The following is a 16,356-nucleotide window of genomic DNA, read 5'->3' as shown; positions in this document are numbered from 1 at the left end:
ATGAAAAAATTAGGAATAGTAATCGTTATGCTTTTTGGCTTAACGGCGTTCGCTCAAAATAAAAATGCCAAAGCGTCAATTGAAGTTGATGGCGTGTGTAATATGTGTAAGGAGCGTATTGAGAAAGCGTGTATTACAACAAAAGGCGTTAAATCGGCTGTATGGAATGTTCAAACTCATGAATTGAAATTAATTTTTGATGAGCGTAAAACCGATTTAAAAACCATAAACCAAAGTATAGCTGATGTTGGTCATGATACCAAAGAAATAACTGCAAATGATGATGCTTATAACGGTCTTCATGCCTGTTGCCTGTATAGGGATGATGCAGTGAAAGATGATCATAAAGATGATTAATAAGTTGTAGCATCTATAAAAAAGCCCAAATAATTTGTTTGGGCTTTTTAATTTGTAATAATTCCAGTAAAATGATTAACTTACTATATCATTATAATACTCAAATTATGGCAAGAAAGTTAATAGTATCCAGCAACTCACAAGTAAAAATATCCGGAATAAAAAATGCTTTAGATGAAGCAAGTATTTCTTATTTTGAAATTAATAAATCAGACTCATCTTATCCTGGCATTTTAGGTCAAATTGAAGTTTATGTTGAAGATACAGAAGAGGTTGAAGCTTTAGATTGTATAAAGGATTTAATAAATGATTAGTAGTTGAAGAAATAAATAGGCTTTAAAGTATTTCGTAAAAATTCAACATTACTTTTAAATGTGTTTATTTTAAATTATAAAACAAAAAATCGCCTCAGTTTCTTGAGGCGATTTTGATAGACTAATATATGTTTAAGGCTTTCGACTTACATCATGCCTGGCATTCCGCCTCCGCCCATAGGCATTGCAGGTGAATCTTCTTTAATGTCTATTAAAGCACATTCCGTCGTTAAAATCATTCCAGCAACCGATGCCGCATTTTCAAGTGCTACACGTGTTACTTTTTTAGGATCAATAATACCAGCTTTCAACATATCTACATATGTTTCTGTTTTAGCATCGAAACCAAAGTTTTTCTTGCCTTCTAATACTTTAGCAATTATAACACTTCCTTCACAACCAGCATTTTCAACAATGATTCTTAAAGGCGCTTCAATAGCACGCGCTATAATTTGGATTCCAGTAACCTCGTCTAAATTATCAGCAGTTAATTTTTCAAGAATAGCTTTTGCTCTTAAAAGCGCAACACCACCACCAGCAACAATACCTTCTTCAACGGCTGCTCTTGTAGCGTGAAGTGCATCATCTACACGGTCTTTCTTTTCTTTCATTTCAACTTCAGAAGCTGCACCAACATAAAGTACGGCAACACCTCCAGCTAATTTAGCCAAACGCTCTTGAAGTTTTTCCTTATCATAATCGCTTGTTGTTGTTTCAATTTGCGCTTTGATTTGGTTCACACGGTTTTTAATAGCATCTGCATCTCCAGAACCATTAATAATAGTCGTGTTGTCTTTATCTATAGTTACTGTTTCAGCAGAACCTAACATGCTTAAATCAGCATTTTCTAATGAAAAACCACGTTCTTCAGAAATAACAACACCACCTGTAAGGATAGCGATATCTTCTAACATAGCTTTACGTCTGTCTCCAAATCCTGGTGCTTTTACAGCAGCAATTTTTAATCCACCACGTAATTTATTTACAACTAAAGTAGCAAGAGCTTGACCTTCTACATCTTCAGCAATAATTAATAAAGGTCTTCCCGATTGAGCAACTGGCTCTAATATTGGAAGAATTTCCTGTAGGTTCGAAATTTTCTTGTCGAATAATAAAATGTATGGATTTTCTAAATCGGCAACCATTTTATCAGAATCGGTAACAAAGTAAGGGGATAAGTAACCTCTGTCAAACTGCATGCCTTCTACAACATCCACATAAGTTTCCATTCCTTTGGCTTCTTCAACCGTAATAACACCTTCTTTTCCAACTTTACTGAAAGCAGTAGCAATTAAATCGCCAATAGTTTCATCGTTATTTGCAGAAATAGAAGCGACTTGCTTTATTTTTTCAGAAGAGTTTCCAACTTGTTGAGCTTGCTTAGCAAGGTCTTCAACTATGGCTTCAACTGCTTTGTCAATTCCACGTTTTAAATCCATTGGGTTCGCACCTGCAGCAACGTTTCTGATACCTTCTTTTACAATTGCTTGAGCTAATATAGTAGCGGTAGTTGTACCATCACCAGCTAAATCGTTGGTTCTGCTAGCAACTTCTTTTACCATTTGCGCGCCCATGTTTTCAAGCTCGTTTTCAAGCTCTATTTCTTTAGCAACGGTTACACCATCTTTAGTTACTTGAGGTGCGCCAAAACTTCTACTAATTATTACGTTACGACCTTTTGGTCCTAATGTTACTTTTACTGCATTTGCTAATGCATCCACACCACGTTTTAGTCCGTCGCGTGCATCACTATCAAATTTTATATCTTTTGCCATCGTAAAAAATGTTTTTATCATTCCCTCCAAGGAGGGAATCTGTTTGTTAATAGTTATCTACTTTAAAGTTGATTGATGAGATTCCTTCCCAATAGTTATCGGGATGTGTAGGAATGACAATTATACTATTGCAAGAATATCGCTTTCATGCATAATTAGGTAATCTTTACCTTCTAATTTTAATTCTGTTCCAGCGTATTTACCATAAAGTACCGTATCACCAATTTTTACGGTCATTGGTTCGTCCTTTGTGCCTTTGCCAGCAGCCATAACTTTACCTTGTTGTGGCTTTTCTTTAGCGTTATCAGGAATAATAATTCCAGATGCTGTTTTAGTTTCAGCCGCTTCTGGTTCAATAAGAACGCGATCTGCTAATGGTTTAATTTTTAATGCCATTTTTTTATGTTGTTTTATTATTTATATTAATTGTTACTCCTTATACAGTGTACTAAAAATGTGCCAATAGCTGTATACTGACAAAATTTCATTGAATCACTTTTGGGTATAAAAAAAGCCAACTTTTCAGTTGGCTTTTTTTAATTTCTTATAACACGATACTAGTTAGAATCGCTTGGTGTTTCAGTGTTTTCATTTGTTTGTGCTGGCATAGCAGGAGCAACGGGAGCAGGTTGTTGCGTATTGATTTGTTCAATAGCTTTTGATTCTGCTGTTCCGGTTCTGTTAATAGCTACATTTGAAACTAAAATTAACACCAACATAATTGTTGCTAGTGTCCATGTGCTTTTGTCTAAAAAGTCAGTTGTTTTTTTAACGCCACCTAATTGTTGAGAACCGCCACCACCAAAAGATGATGATAATCCGCCACCTTTAGGGTTTTGAACCATTATTACTACTATAAGTAAAAATGCAACTACTACAATTAGTGCTAAAAATATGGTAAACGTACTCATCTGCTATTCGTTATTTTGTTCTTGTAATTGTTTTACTGCCTTAATTTGGTCTGCAAAGAAACCACTTTTTTCTGGATATTTCAAACTTAAAATGTTGTAAGATTGAATTGCCTTTTTATAGTTCTTTTGTTCCAGATATATACGCGCTAATGTTTCAGTCATTAACGCTTCGGGCTGAATCATTTGAGCGTCTGCAATGTTGGTGTTTTTCACCGATATTTTACTGGGTTTAAGCTTCGGGTTTTTAGTGATAAATTGATCTATTAAATCAAACTTTTTGCTGCGTATACTTTCAAATTTCTTTGAATTCTTTATACGCTTTTCCGTTTTTTTAATGGTGCTCTCGTCTTCGTCTATTCGTTTTATAGGTTCTAAACGGGCAAGCGTTAGCCATTCATTAAAAGAATGTTTTTCTTGTTTATCAAACTTTAGAGGTTGGCCTAAATTTAAAACGGTATGCGGTGATTGTTCTTCTCCTATATGTTTACTTGTTTCCAATTCGGTTAGAATTTCAGAATTAAGTTCAGGTTTGTCTTCCTCTGAGAATGTTTCTTCTGGTGGAAAATGAGCAATTGGTGGCCGGTTAATTTTAGGTTGAAACAATTCGGCATCCAATGTGCCTTCGGTATCGGATATCTGTTGTTTTAAAACGTCGTCTACTCGTTGTTTCTTATCAACTGATAAATCTTCCGATTGAACTTCCATGGATTTTAAATGATCCAAATGTTGTTTGATATGTTGCGAAATTTCATTTTGCAAGAAAGCTTCCGAAGTAATAAAATCGAATAAAATACTGCGATCCGTTGTGTAGGCCGCTGTAATTTGTAATTCACTATTATATTTAGCGCTATTTTTGTTTTTTAAACCTTTTAGGTAACTAGCACGTGCTGATTGAAAATAAGGGAAATGTTCCAAAACTTGATGCAAACCCATGGTTTGATCCACAGTTATGTCTTTTGGTTCTTGTATGATTTTAGAAAACTCGGCAGCTGTCATCATGTTACCACTTTGTTAATGTTGCATTAAAAATATCTTGTGTTAAGCGCTCAAATATTTCAGCAAAAGCAGCATCCTTTTTAGCACCTGTTAATAAGCTAGAGCCCTCATAATCATAGAAGAATGAAAATCTTTGCTCTAAATTTTCATCTTCATTTTTCATATTATAAAAACGAACGTTTACTGATATGGATAATCGGTTTTGTGCGGCTGTATTATTTGCTGTTGCTGTGGTTGGTGAAATGCGGTATTCTATAATTTCGCCTTCATATATTAAGTCGGCACTCGATTTTACTAAATTTAAACTGGTCTGATTTATTAATAAATCCGTTAGTGCATTGGTGAAATCACGATCTAATCCAGGCTCTACTAAAATGGCATTATTTTGAAAATAATTTACTTGAAACGATTTAACATTTGAAGCAATGGAGGCACCTGTAAACGAATATCCGCCACAGCCTGAAAGTGTAAGTAAAACGGTTAGGGATAAAACTATTTTTAAAATTCTCATAAATTGATTTTTAAGACTAATTACAGATCGTATTGTTTAATTTTTCTATATAAAGTGCGTTCACTGATGCCTAATTCGGCAGCTGCTAATTTGCGTTTTCCATCATAACGTTCCAATGATTTTTTAATGAGCTCCAATTCCTTGTCATGTAAAGAAAGCGTTTCCTCTTCTTCAATTTCTTCGGCAAAATAATATTTATCAGCTTCTTCTTCAGTGGTTTTTTTAGAACTTTTATCATTTGGTTTTTCAGGAAGAGATAAAACCTCTAAATCTTCATAAGCTTCTTGTGTATCTTCATCTGCTTGACCATATATTTTTTCAATTAAGCCCTCATTTTTTTCTTGAACTTCTGATCCGCTTCCGGTTTTCATAAGCTCCATGGTGAGCTTCTTTAAGTCGTTTAAATCGCTCTTCATATCAAAAAGGACTTTATATAAAATTTCACGCTCACTGCTAAAATCGCTTTCCGATTTTGTTTTATTAATTACAGCTGGTAAGTGTGTGCTTTCCGAAGGTAAATAATGTCTTAAAGTATCGGCATTAATTTGTCTCTCTTTTTCTAAAACGGAAATTTGTTCAGCCACATTTCGCAATTGTCTAATATTTCCACTCCATCTAAATTTTAATAAAACGTTTACTGCATCATCTGATAATTTGATGGTCGGCATTTTATATTTTAAGGCGAAATCACTCGCAAACTTTCTAAATAGTAAATGCATGTCGTCTTTTCGATCTCGTAAAGGCGGTAAATTAATTTCTACAGTGCTTAAGCGGTAATAAAGATCTTCACGAAATTTTTCTTTTTTAATGGCATCAAACATATTCACGTTTGTTGCGGCTACAATACGGACATCGGTTTTCTGTACCTTACTAGAACCTACTTTTATAAACTCACCATTTTCTAAAACACGTAACAAACGCACTTGTGTAGTTAGTGGTAACTCACCAACTTCATCTAAAAAAATAGTTCCACCATCAGCCACTTCAAAATATCCGCTTCTAGCTGCTGTTGCGCCTGTAAAAGCGCCTTTTTCGTGACCGAACAATTCACTGTCAATAGTGCCTTCTGGAATGGCGCCACAGTTTACTGCTATATATTTACCGTGCTTTCTGTGGGATAATTGATGAATAATTTTAGGAATACTTTCCTTACCCACACCGGACTCTCCAGTAACTAAAACTGAAATATCTGTTGGTGCTACTTGAATAGCTTTTTCTATGGCACGATTAAGTGTTGGGTCGTTTCCAATAATTCCGAAACGTTGTTTAGTTGCTTGTACTGATTCCATACGTTACTTCCTGCGAAGGCAGGAATCTTTTTATTAATTACTATTTTTTATTAATTCCATTCAATCGAACTTAATCAAGAGCATGTAATTATTCTGAATATCCTACCGCTTCACCAATAAGAGTCGCCGTGGTACAATCATTTATTTTAACATTTACAAATTCGCCTACTTGATAGTTTTCTTTAGGAAAAATGACAACGGTATTTTGTGAGGTTCGGCCAGACCATTCTAAATCTGATTTTTTAGATGATTTTTCAATTAAAACCTCCAAAGTTCTACCTAAATTTGCTTGCGTTCTTATGTGTCCATGAGCACGCTGTGCCGCGATAATTTCTTGTAAACGACGTTTTTTTACCGTTTCAGGAACATCATCTTTCATATTTCTCCCCGCCATAGTTCCTGGTCTTTCCGAATAGGAATACATAAAAGCGAAGTCATATTTTACAAACTCCATTAAGCTCAAAGTATCTTGATGGTCTGCTTCCGTTTCTGTTGGAAATCCTGAAATCATATCCATACTAATAGAGCATTCTGGAAGAATTTTTCTAATGTTAGTTATTAACTCCTTGTATTCTTCACGCGTATGCAGACGATTCATTTCCTTTAAAATACGGTCGCTACCACTTTGAACTGGTAAATGAATGTGCTTACAAATATTTTTGTATTTAGCCATGGTTTCCACCACATCTAAAGTCATATCCTGCGGGTTTGAAGTTGAAAAGCGAATACGCATATTTGGTTGCGCTTCCGCGCAAAGTTCTAATAATTTGCAGAAATTTACTGCCGTAGCTTTTTCCATATCACTGGCTTTTTCAAAATCTTTTTTAAGTCCGCCGCCATACCATAAATAGCTATCTACGTTTTGACCTAGTAAAGTGATTTCCTTGTAGCCTTTACTCCATAAATCATTTACTTCCTCCATGATGCTTTGGGGATCACGACTGCGTTCACGGCCGCGTGTAAAAGGTACCACGCAAAATGTACACATATTATCGCAACCACGAGTAATGGAAACAAAAGCCGTAATACCGTTCGTGTTTAAACGTACAGGCGATATATCGCCATAGGTTTCGTCTTTGGATAGCATAACATTAATAGCATCGCGTCCAGCTTCCACTTCGGAAAGTAAATTAGGTAAATCTTTATATGCATCGGGGCCAACAACCAGGTCCACGATTTTTTCCTCTTCAAGGAATTTACTTTTTAACCGTTCTGCCATACAGCCTAAAACGCCGACTTTCATCTTCGGGTTTATCTTTTTTACAGCATTATATTTTTCTAATCGTTTACGAATAGTTTGCTCTGCTTTATCACGAATAGAACAGGTGTTTACCAAAACCAAATCGGCATCTTCCAGGTTCTGTGTGGTATTATAACCTTCCTTGTATAAAATAGAAGCTACAACTTCACTATCGCTAAAATTCATAGCGCAGCCATAACTCTCAATAAAAAGTTTTCGAGTATTGGTGTTTTTTGCTTCTAAAGTAAGGGTTTCTCCCTGTTTTGTTTCGTCTATTATCTTCTCCATAATTGCGTCTGAAAATGAGGTTCGGTCAATTGTTGTGCAAAGTTACGATTATTTTTTACACTGTGACAAAGTGTCATATATTATTAAATAATTTTGGGCATGATATATAATTACACGTAATTTGAAAACTAACTTAACCTAATTTACTATTTATGAATACTATGAATTCTCTTTTAGAAAAAATCGGAAACGCCCCAGCGTTGGATTTCGGAACTATTTTCAGTAATTCCATCGATTTATTTAAGAAAACTTGGTTGCAAGGATTCTTATTACAAATTTTTACATCTATTATCGTTTTGCCTCTAATTTTGGCGCTTTACTTACCTTTAATAAGTATAATGATTGCGCAAGCAAGTTCAGGTTATGAAGATCCAGATGCTTTTCAAGCCTATTTTGCAGGATTAGGATTTATTTATATGCTGTTTTTTATTTTGGGTATTATGGTTATTTCCGTTGTCGGAATGGCTTTACAAGCTGGTTTCTTTAGAATTATGAAACAATTAGATCACGATGAAACTATTAAAACGGCAGATTTCTTTTATTATGTTAAAGGACAATATTTAGGTAAACTATTCTTACTGATGCTTGCAGCACTATTTATTGGTTCCATTGCAGTCTTAATATGTGTGCTTCCTATATTTTATGTAATTGTCCCGCTGTCGTTTTTTACAATTATGTTTGCCTTTAACCCTGAATTGTCTGCCGGCGATATTATAACAGCTAGTTTTAAATTAGGGAATAAAAAATGGCTTTTAGTATTTAGTTTAATTATAGTCGCTTCATTATTATCGCAAATGGTAGGAGCCATTTTATGTGGTGTTGGTATTTTATTTACAGCACCATTTACGTATCACCCTATTTATTTAGTTTATAAAAATGTAGTAGGTTTTAATGAAGATGAACCAGTAAATCATATTGTACAATAGATTATAAACGGTTATAATTTTGTTTGCAAAACCTGTATTTAAAATTCATTAAGTACAGGTTTTTTAATGCTATCTAGCGCGAAATAATGAATAGGATTTTTTAATAATTAGGTGCATGTTCTTTTTTTCATATACATTTGTAGCCTTAAAAAATATGAAATGGCAAAGAATTTAGTAATTGTGGAGTCCCCTGCAAAGGCAAAAACAATCGAGAAATTTTTAGGAAAAGATTTTAAAGTAGAATCCAGTTTTGGACATATAGCCGATTTACCTTCCAAGGAATTAGGTGTTGATGTTGAAGGCGATTTTAAACCTGTTTATGAGGTTTCTAAAGATAAGAAAGCAGTTGTAAAAAAACTTAAAGATTTAGCAAAGAAAGCCGAAATGGTATGGCTAGCAAGTGATGAGGATCGCGAGGGTGAAGCTATCGCTTGGCATTTAGCCGAGTCTTTAAAACTTGATAAAGAGAAAACAAAACGTATTGTTTTTCACGAAATTACGAAAACAGCAATTCAAAAAGCAATTGAAAACCCGCGTGGTATAGATTACGATTTGGTCGATGCGCAACAAGCGCGACGTGTTTTAGATAGAATTGTAGGTTACGAATTATCACCTGTTTTATGGCGAAAAGTTAAAGGTGGTTTATCGGCTGGACGTGTACAGTCGGTTTCTGTGAGACTAATTGTAGAACGCGAACGCGATATTCAGGGCTTTAGTCCAGTAGCATCTTATAGAATAGATGCGGAATTTTCCAATGAAGATGGTAATACCTTTAAGGCGAAGCTGCCAAAGAACTTTAAGTCAGAAAAAGAGGCGCAACAGTTTTTAGAGAAAAATGCTAGTGCAACATTCAAAATTGGTGGATTAGAGAAAAAGCCGGCTAAAAAATCGCCAGCAGCACCATTTACAACGTCAACATTACAACAAGAAGCGGCACGTAAATTATATTTTTCAGTAAGTAAAACCATGAATATGGCGCAACGCTTATATGAAGCTGGTTTAATTACGTATATGAGAACTGATAGTGTAAATCTTTCTGATGAAGCCCGTAAAGGCGCCAAAGCAGAAATTGAAAGCGCTTATGGTTCTAAATTCAGTAAATCTCGTACGTATAAAAGTAAAGCTAAAGGCGCACAAGAAGCGCACGAGGCCATTCGTCCTACCGATTTTTCAAACCATTCGGTGAACATAGATCGCGATCAAGCAAGATTATATGATTTAATTTGGAAACGCGCTATTGCATCGCAAATGAGTGATGCCGAATTAGAGCGTACCAATGTAAAAATTGATGCTTCAACACATAAGGAAGTATTCACTGCTAATGGTGAAGTTATTAAGTTTGAAGGTTTCCTGAAAGTGTATTTAGAAGGAACAGATGACGAAGATGAAGAGCAGGATGGTATGTTGCCTGCAATGAAAGTTAACGAAACATTGCTTAATAATTATATCACAGCAACAGAACGTTATACTAGAGCACCAGCTCGTTATACAGAAGCATCTTTAGTTAAAAAATTAGAAGAACTAGGTATTGGTCGTCCGTCTACTTATGCACCAACTATCTCGACTATTCAGAATAGAAATTATGTTGAAAAAGGAGCGGTTGATGGCGTTGAACGCGAATACACCTTGCTGACTTTAAAAGATGGTACGGTTGAAAATAAAGTGCTTTCGGAAAAAGTAGGTTCAGATAAAGGTAAATTAGTACCAACTGATATTGGTACTATTGTAACCGATTTTTTAGTGAATCATTTTGAAACGATTTTAGATTATAACTTTACAGCGAAAGTTGAAGAAGACTTTGACGAAATTGCTGCAGGTAAAGTAAATTGGACTGAAATGATGAAAGATTTTTATAAAGACTTTCATCCAATTGTTGTCGACGTTCAAGAAAATGCGGAGCGCGAATCTGGTGAGCGTATTTTAGGAAAAGACCCTAAAACCGGAAAACAGGTAAGCGTGCGTTTAGGGAAGTTTGGTCCTATGGTGCAAATAGGAACTGTTGATGATGAGGAGAAACCGCAATTTGCAAGTTTATCTCAAGATCAGCAACTAGGTTCTATTACTTATGAAGAGGCTATGGATTTATTCCAGCTTCCAAAAGCATTGGGAGAATATGAGGAACTTCCTGTAGAAGTTAATAATGGTCGTTATGGACCGTATGTTAAGTTTGGTGAGCAATTTGTTTCTTTACCAAAAGGTACCGATCCATTAAGTGTAGAGTTGGAAGATGCTATTGTTATTATCAAGGAAAAGCAAAAAGCAGATGCTCCTATTTATATTTATAAAGATTTACCAGTTCAAAAAGGAAAAGGTCGTTTTGGTCCATTTATTAAATGGAATGATATGTTTATAAATGTTAACAAAAAATACGATTGGGATAATTTATCTGAAAATGATATTGTTACATTGATTGACGATAAAATCCAAAAGGAAATAGATAAGGTTATTCATAATTGGGAAGATGCGGGTATTCGTGTAGAAAAAGCACGTTGGGGCAGATTTAATGTGATAAAAGGTAAAACAAAAATTGAATTACCTAAAACAGAAGATGTTTCTAACATGACTTTAGTAGAAGCGGAAGCTATTATAGAAAAGAACGCGCCCAAGAAAAAAGCGACTAAAAAGAAGGCGCCTGCTAAAAAAGCGACAGCAAAGAAAGCTACGACTAAAAAAGCAGCTACTAAGAAAACCACTATTAAAAAGAAATAAAAGCGAATGAATTTTAATTTTCTGACTCCGGTATCCGATAGTGTTCTAACTTATAATGAATTATTGTCAACGCAAGCGCTTGGAAGAAAAATAGCTATTCATTCGTCTGAAAATGGTATTCCAAATTTAGATGGTGTGCAATTAGTCATTGTTGGTGTTTTGGAAAATCGGAATGATGTTAATTATATAGGTGAAGATTTCAGCTTAAACGAAATCAGAAAATCACTTTACGAATTATTCCCAGGAAATTGGCATACTAAAATCGCCGATTTAGGGGATATTAATAAGGGAGAATCTATTGAAGATACATATTATGCATTGAGAACTGCTGTATCGTTGTTGATTCCAAAAGGAATTATACCTATTATTATAGGCGGAAGTCAGGATTTAACCTACCCCATCTATCGTGCTTATGATGCGTTGATGCCTATGGTGAATATTGCCAATGTAGATTCTAAATTCGACTTGGGTGATTCTACCAAACCTATAAAAAATAATAGTTTTGTTGGGAAAATTATTTTGGATGAGCCCTATAATTTATTTAACTATGCAGCTATTGGCTATCAAACTTATTTTAATTCGCAAGAAGAAATAGACTTAATGGATAAACTCCATTTTGAATCCTATCGTTTAGGGTCCGTTTCACAGGATATTACTTTGGTAGAACCAGCTTTACGCGACGCTAATATTGTGAGTGTCGATTTAGGATCCATAAAAGGATCGGAAGTAGGCGCTAATCAACAAGTGTCTCCAAACGGATTTGATGGCAAGGAGATATGCGCTATTTCACGTTATGCAGGCATAAGCAATAAAGTTACAACATTTGGCGTTTTCGAATATAAACCGTCTAATGAGGATCATTTAACATCTGGTTTAATAGCGCAAATGTTATGGTATTTTATTGAAGGCGTTAATTACCGCGTAAAGGATGATGATTTTTCTCTAGAGAATAACTATCAAAAATTCATTACTTTGGTCGACCAACAAGAACTCATTTTTTACAAAAGTATTAAAACGGGTAGATGGTGGATTGAAATACCTTTTTTAGAAGAAATAAATAATAAATTAAAAAGACATACGTTATTACCTTGCACGCATCAAGATTACCAAAATGCTTGTAAGAATAATGTTCCGGAACGCTGGTATAAGGCCTTTCAAAAAAATAGTGTGTAAAAAACGTAAAGTTTACAGGGCGCTTTTAATCGATTAAACGCATTTATTCGCGACGAAACGAGTGTTTTATCTGAAAAAAGTTGTTTTTTACAAATTATATAAATATGTTTACGCTCTTAAAAATATTAAGGCAAAATAATTAACCTCGAGTATTTAATAGATATGAAAAAACTAATTTTATTAACCGCAATTTTAGCATTGCTTACTAGCTGTGGATCTGGAGACAGAGGTCAACTTGTTGGCGTCAAAGGAAAGAAATGGCATCCCGAAAAACCATTTGGTATGGAACTCGTTCCTGGTGGAGCTTTTATTATGGGTAAAGCTGATGACGACTTGGCTGGTGTTCAAGATGCTCCCGCTAAAACTGTTACGGTTCGCGCATACTATATGGACGCAACGGAGATAACAAATAGTGAGTACAAGCAATTTGTATACTGGGTACGCGATTCAACTATTAGAACACGCTTGGCTATTTTGGCTGACGAAGAAGGTTTAACCCAAACGGATGAAGGTACTATAGGTGACTATGCTTTTCTGAATGCTGACCCGGAAAACATGTCTGTTTACGAAAAGTATATGTATGATAATTATTCTGGATTAGGCCCAACAGGTTATGAAGGAAAAAAGCTGAATAATAATATAGATCTTGAGTTTGATACGGCTAATTATATAGATGAGCTATACACGGAGGTTATGGATACTATGTATTTGCCAATGGAAGAGTCTTACAATGGGCAACGTACTTGGGATGTAAAGAAATTTAAATTTCAATATACATACATGGATATCGCGAAAGCTGCCAAAATGAGTAATAAAGGTAAAAGGCGTTCTGAATTCTTAATTACAGAAGCTGTAGAAGTATATCCAGACACAACTGCTTGGATTCGTGATTTTGCATATTCATATAATGAGCCAATGCACAATGATTATTTCTGGCATGCTGCTTATGATGATTATCCAGTAGTTGGTGTAACTTGGAAACAAGCTAATGCGTTTTGTGAATGGCGTACACTTCATCATAATGAATATAGAAAGAGTAAAAAACAACATAACGTTCCAAAATATCGTTTACCGTCGGAAGCAGAATGGGAGTATGCTGCACGTGGCGGCTTACAAGCGGCTACATTTCCTTGGGGTGGACCTTATACCAAAAACGACAGAGGTTGTTTTATGGCAAACTTTAAGCCTTTACGAGGTGATTATGCTGCCGATCAAGCATTATATACAGTAGAAGCAAAATCTTACGAAGCAAACGATTATAACTTATATAATATGGCGGGTAACGTTTCGGAATGGGTGTTTGCATCTTACGATCCATCTTCTTATGAATATGTCTCAAGTATTAACCCAAGTGTAAATGATATTAACAATAATCGTAAAGTTGTACGAGGAGGTTCTTGGAAAGATGTTGCATACTATTTACAGGTAAGTTCAAGAGATTATGAGTATGCCGATTCGGCAAGAAGCTACATTGGTTTCAGAACGGTACAAGATTATTTAGGCACAGACATTACACTTAACGGCCAAAACTAAAAACAAACTTAACTTAACATTAAACTACTTAACTAAACTAAAAATTATGGCACAATCAAGAGGATTCAAGAAATTTATGGTAATGGCTTACGGATTAGGAGCATCTGTTGTTATTATCGGTGCATTATTTAAAATTACACACTTTGAAATAGGGCCATTAACAGGTAACGTGATGTTAACAATCGGTCTTGTTGCAGAAGCCATTATTTTCGCGCTTTCTGCTTTTGAACCTGTAGACAATGAATTGGATTGGGCTTTAGTATATCCAGAATTATCCGGAAGTATGGCGGCAACGACTAAAAATAAGGAAGAGACACAAGAAGCGCAAGGCTTATTATCCCAAAAATTGGATAATTTATTAAAAGAAGCTAAAATTGACGGTGAGTTAATGGCATCTTTAGGAACTAGTATTAAAAACTTTGAAGGTGCTGCCAAAGGTATTGCACCATCTGTAGACTCAATGGCTGCTACTAAAAAGTATGGTGAAGAATTATCTTTAGCTGCGGCACAAATGGAGTCTCTAAATAGTCTTTATAAAGTGCAATTAGAAAGTGTTAATCGTCAGGCAATTATCAACGAAGAATCTGTTGAGAATGCAGAGAAGTTAAAAGAGCAAATGCTATCATTGGCATCTAACTTGTCATCTCTAAACGGTGTTTATGGAGGAATGTTAACTGCAATGAACAAAAACTAATTAAGTTTAGTTATATCAATTTTAACTAATTAACTAAAAACTAAATTAGAAATGGCAGGAGCAAAATTATCACCGAGGCAGAAAATGATTAACTTGATGTATTTAATTTTCATTGCGATGTTAGCATTGAATATGTCAAAAGAAGTACTTTCTGCATTTGGATTAATGAATGAAAAATTAGTCGTATCTAATGAAGCGACTTCTAATAGAAATGAGGCCTTTATGGCCGGTTTAGCTGAAAAAGTTGTAGAACAACCAGCTAAATATATAGAGTTAAAAAATCAAGCTGATCAAATTAATGTACTCTCAAATGAATTTGATGCATATCTAAAAGACCTAAAAGGGCAAATGACCGCTACGGTGAAGGACGCTCGTGATTACGAAGTAATGGATAAAGCAGATTTTTTAAATAATCTGTGGTTTAAAGGCGATAAGTTAAAGCCAGAAGGGCAAGAGTTTATGGATCAAATCAACTCTTATAGAGATGGTGTGATGGCTGTTTTAAGCAAGAATCCTGATATGGCTGGTATTGCTAAAGATGTGGAAGATAAATTTTCAACGGGCGTTGTAACAAATAGAGATGGCAATAAAGTTGAATGGTTAGATTATAACTACAAAGGTTTTCCTTTGGTAGCATCTTTAACTAAAATGACACAGTTGCAGGCTGACGTTAAAACAACTCAATCCGAAGTTTTATCATCTATGTTAGCTGGTAAATTAAAAGTTGAAGCATCTTTAACAAACTTTGACGCAATTGTTGTACCGAGCAAAACAGCTTTCTTCTCAGGAGAAAACTTTACAGGAACTATTATTTTAGGTAAAAAAGATAATACGTTACAAGCAGACAAAGTAGTTATTAATGGTGAAACGTTATCTAAAGAATCAATGCAAGCTGGTAAAACAATACTAGATTTCCCTGCAGGTGCTGTTGGAGAAAGAGAGATTACTGGTGAATTTCAGTTTAAAGAAGGTGATTCTATTATCTCTATTCCTGTAAAGAGTACTTATGCAGTGGTACCGAGGCCAAATTCTGCTACTATCTCTGCTGATAAGATGAACGTTGTTTATCGTGGTGTTTCAAACCCAATGACTATTTCCTTCGCAGGTGTTTCAGATAATAACGTGTCGGCAACTGCTGCAGGATTACGCAAAGGTTCTGGAACTGGTAAATACACTATGAATCCAGGTTCTGGACGTGAGGTAACAATTAATGTATCGGGTACATTACCTGATGGGTCTAAAGTTAGCGATAGAGCGTCTTTCAGAATTAAAGATATTCCAAAACCAACAGGATCAGTTAGTGGACAAACAGGAATCGTTAAGTTACCACGTAATAGTCTTGAAATTTCGACAATCGGAGCTTTGTTAGACGATTTTGATTTTGAATTACCAATTCAGGTAACATCATTTAAAGTAAAAATTCCTGGTCAGCCATCTGTTAATGTTAATGGAAGTAGATTAAACAGTCAGGCTAAAAATGCTTTACGTAAAGCAAGACGTGGAGACCAAATATCAATTTTTGATATCTCAGCGCAAATTAAAGGTAACTCATCTTATAAATTAAAAGGAGTGTCACCGGTAATTGTAGAATTATCAAACTAATATAGGATTTAGCAATTGATGTTAAGCCCTTACAATTA

Annotated in this window: 15 protein-coding genes; 8 read left to right on the top strand and 7 right to left on the bottom strand. The window is 35.0% G+C overall.

Features of this window, described 5'->3' with window-relative positions; translation table 11 throughout:
• Together BZARG_RS07785 and BZARG_RS07780 are read left to right on the top strand one after the other, a co-directional pair.
• Positions 1 to 357, top strand: a complete 357-nt coding sequence (locus BZARG_RS07785; protein WP_008637082.1) for a heavy-metal-associated domain-containing protein — start codon at positions 1 to 3, stop codon at positions 355 to 357.
• 107 nt (positions 358 to 464) lie between these two features.
• A complete protein-coding gene (locus BZARG_RS07780) occupies positions 465 to 671 on the top strand; it encodes a putative signal transducing protein (protein WP_008637087.1) in 207 nt (68 codons plus the stop codon).
• A gap of 146 nt (positions 672 to 817) precedes the next feature.
• On the opposite strand, the gene groL is transcribed toward BZARG_RS07780, so the two are convergent.
• The 7 genes from groL to miaB all read right to left on the bottom strand — a co-directional run bounded on the left by groL (position 818) and on the right by miaB (position 7,681).
• A complete protein-coding gene (gene groL / locus BZARG_RS07775) occupies positions 818 to 2,446 on the bottom strand; it encodes a chaperonin GroEL (protein WP_008637107.1) in 1,629 nt (542 codons plus the stop codon).
• A 120-nt stretch (positions 2,447 to 2,566) separates the two neighbouring features.
• Positions 2,567 to 2,842: a co-chaperone GroES gene (locus BZARG_RS07770; protein ID WP_008637117.1), complete on the bottom strand. Its 276-nt coding sequence runs from the start codon at positions 2,840 to 2,842 to the stop codon at positions 2,567 to 2,569.
• Positions 2,843 to 3,003: 161 nt separating this feature from the next.
• A complete protein-coding gene (secG, locus tag BZARG_RS07765; RefSeq protein ID WP_008637104.1) occupies positions 3,004 to 3,357 on the bottom strand; it encodes a preprotein translocase subunit SecG in 354 nt (117 codons plus the stop codon).
• Between the two features lie 3 nt (positions 3,358 to 3,360).
• The gene (locus tag BZARG_RS07760; protein WP_008637095.1) at positions 3,361 to 4,356 is read right to left on the bottom strand and encodes a hypothetical protein; all 996 of its coding nucleotides are present in this window, start codon (positions 4,354 to 4,356) and stop codon (positions 3,361 to 3,363) included.
• Between the two features lies 1 nt (position 4,357).
• Positions 4,358 to 4,864: an LptE family protein gene (locus tag BZARG_RS07755; protein WP_008637090.1), complete on the bottom strand. Its 507-nt coding sequence runs from the start codon at positions 4,862 to 4,864 to the stop codon at positions 4,358 to 4,360.
• 20 nt (positions 4,865 to 4,884) lie between these two features.
• Positions 4,885 to 6,153: a sigma-54 interaction domain-containing protein gene (locus BZARG_RS07750; RefSeq protein WP_008637022.1), complete on the bottom strand. Its 1,269-nt coding sequence runs from the start codon at positions 6,151 to 6,153 to the stop codon at positions 4,885 to 4,887.
• An 88-nt stretch (positions 6,154 to 6,241) separates the two neighbouring features.
• Entirely contained in the window at positions 6,242 to 7,681 is a 1,440-nt protein-coding gene (gene miaB / locus BZARG_RS07745) for a tRNA (N6-isopentenyl adenosine(37)-C2)-methylthiotransferase MiaB (protein WP_008637158.1), read from the bottom strand.
• 152 nt (positions 7,682 to 7,833) lie between these two features.
• Between miaB and BZARG_RS07740 the strand changes: the two genes are divergently transcribed.
• The 6 genes from BZARG_RS07740 (at position 7,834) to porM (ending at position 16,318) form a co-directional block, all read left to right on the top strand.
• Positions 7,834 to 8,607 carry a hypothetical protein gene (locus BZARG_RS07740; RefSeq protein WP_008637198.1) on the top strand — a complete coding sequence of 258 codons (774 nt, stop codon included), beginning with the start codon at positions 7,834 to 7,836 and terminating at the stop codon, positions 8,605 to 8,607.
• Positions 8,608 to 8,766: 159 nt separating this feature from the next.
• On the top strand, positions 8,767 to 11,316 hold the full coding sequence (gene topA, locus BZARG_RS07735) for a type I DNA topoisomerase (protein WP_008637200.1): 2,550 nt from the start codon (positions 8,767 to 8,769) through the stop codon (positions 11,314 to 11,316).
• A 6-nt stretch (positions 11,317 to 11,322) separates the two neighbouring features.
• The gene (locus BZARG_RS07730; RefSeq protein WP_008637081.1) at positions 11,323 to 12,489 is read left to right on the top strand and encodes a formimidoylglutamase; all 1,167 of its coding nucleotides are present in this window, start codon (positions 11,323 to 11,325) and stop codon (positions 12,487 to 12,489) included.
• Between the two features lie 162 nt (positions 12,490 to 12,651).
• A complete protein-coding gene (gene porK, locus BZARG_RS07725) occupies positions 12,652 to 14,022 on the top strand; it encodes a T9SS ring complex lipoprotein PorK/GldK (protein ID WP_008637196.1) in 1,371 nt (456 codons plus the stop codon).
• A gap of 46 nt (positions 14,023 to 14,068) precedes the next feature.
• Entirely contained in the window at positions 14,069 to 14,716 is a 648-nt protein-coding gene (gene porL / locus BZARG_RS07720; RefSeq protein WP_008637051.1) for a type IX secretion system motor protein PorL/GldL, read from the top strand.
• Positions 14,717 to 14,767: 51 nt separating this feature from the next.
• Positions 14,768 to 16,318 carry a type IX secretion system motor protein PorM/GldM gene (porM, locus tag BZARG_RS07715; protein WP_008637190.1) on the top strand — a complete coding sequence of 517 codons (1,551 nt, stop codon included), beginning with the start codon at positions 14,768 to 14,770 and terminating at the stop codon, positions 16,316 to 16,318.
• Positions 16,319 to 16,356: the final 38 nt, after the last annotated feature.

Origin of the sequence: Bizionia argentinensis JUB59 (genome assembly GCF_000224335.1) — a bacterium.
Lineage (GTDB): Bacteria > Bacteroidota > Bacteroidia > Flavobacteriales > Flavobacteriaceae > Algorimicrobium > Algorimicrobium argentinense.
Note: the sequence above shows the minus strand (reverse complement) of the source record. Positions and strands in the feature narration are given on the sequence as shown.

Excerpts from the sequence above, each read along its gene's own strand:
- topA (WP_008637200.1), top strand. The coding sequence starts at position 8,767 with ATGGCAAAGAATTTAGTAATTGTGGAGTCCCCTGCAAAGGCAAAAACA.
- BZARG_RS07770 (WP_008637117.1), bottom strand. The coding sequence starts at position 2,842 with ATGGCATTAAAAATTAAACCATTAGCAGATCGCGTTCTTATTGAACCA.
- BZARG_RS07755 (WP_008637090.1), bottom strand. The coding sequence starts at position 4,864 with ATGAGAATTTTAAAAATAGTTTTATCCCTAACCGTTTTACTTACACTT.
- BZARG_RS07730 (WP_008637081.1), top strand. The coding sequence starts at position 11,323 with ATGAATTTTAATTTTCTGACTCCGGTATCCGATAGTGTTCTAACTTAT.
- BZARG_RS07740 (WP_008637198.1), top strand. The coding sequence starts at position 7,834 with ATGAATACTATGAATTCTCTTTTAGAAAAAATCGGAAACGCCCCAGCG.
- miaB (WP_008637158.1), bottom strand. The coding sequence starts at position 7,681 with ATGGAGAAGATAATAGACGAAACAAAACAGGGAGAAACCCTTACTTTA.
- secG (WP_008637104.1), bottom strand. The coding sequence starts at position 3,357 with ATGAGTACGTTTACCATATTTTTAGCACTAATTGTAGTAGTTGCATTT.
- BZARG_RS07780 (WP_008637087.1), top strand. The coding sequence starts at position 465 with ATGGCAAGAAAGTTAATAGTATCCAGCAACTCACAAGTAAAAATATCC.
- BZARG_RS07785 (WP_008637082.1), top strand. The coding sequence starts at position 1 with ATGAAAAAATTAGGAATAGTAATCGTTATGCTTTTTGGCTTAACGGCG.
- porL (WP_008637051.1), top strand. The coding sequence starts at position 14,069 with ATGGCACAATCAAGAGGATTCAAGAAATTTATGGTAATGGCTTACGGA.
- porK (WP_008637196.1), top strand. The coding sequence starts at position 12,652 with ATGAAAAAACTAATTTTATTAACCGCAATTTTAGCATTGCTTACTAGC.
- groL (WP_008637107.1), bottom strand. The coding sequence starts at position 2,446 with ATGGCAAAAGATATAAAATTTGATAGTGATGCACGCGACGGACTAAAA.
- BZARG_RS07760 (WP_008637095.1), bottom strand. The coding sequence starts at position 4,356 with ATGATGACAGCTGCCGAGTTTTCTAAAATCATACAAGAACCAAAAGAC.
- porM (WP_008637190.1), top strand. The coding sequence starts at position 14,768 with ATGGCAGGAGCAAAATTATCACCGAGGCAGAAAATGATTAACTTGATG.
- BZARG_RS07750 (WP_008637022.1), bottom strand. The coding sequence starts at position 6,153 with ATGGAATCAGTACAAGCAACTAAACAACGTTTCGGAATTATTGGAAAC.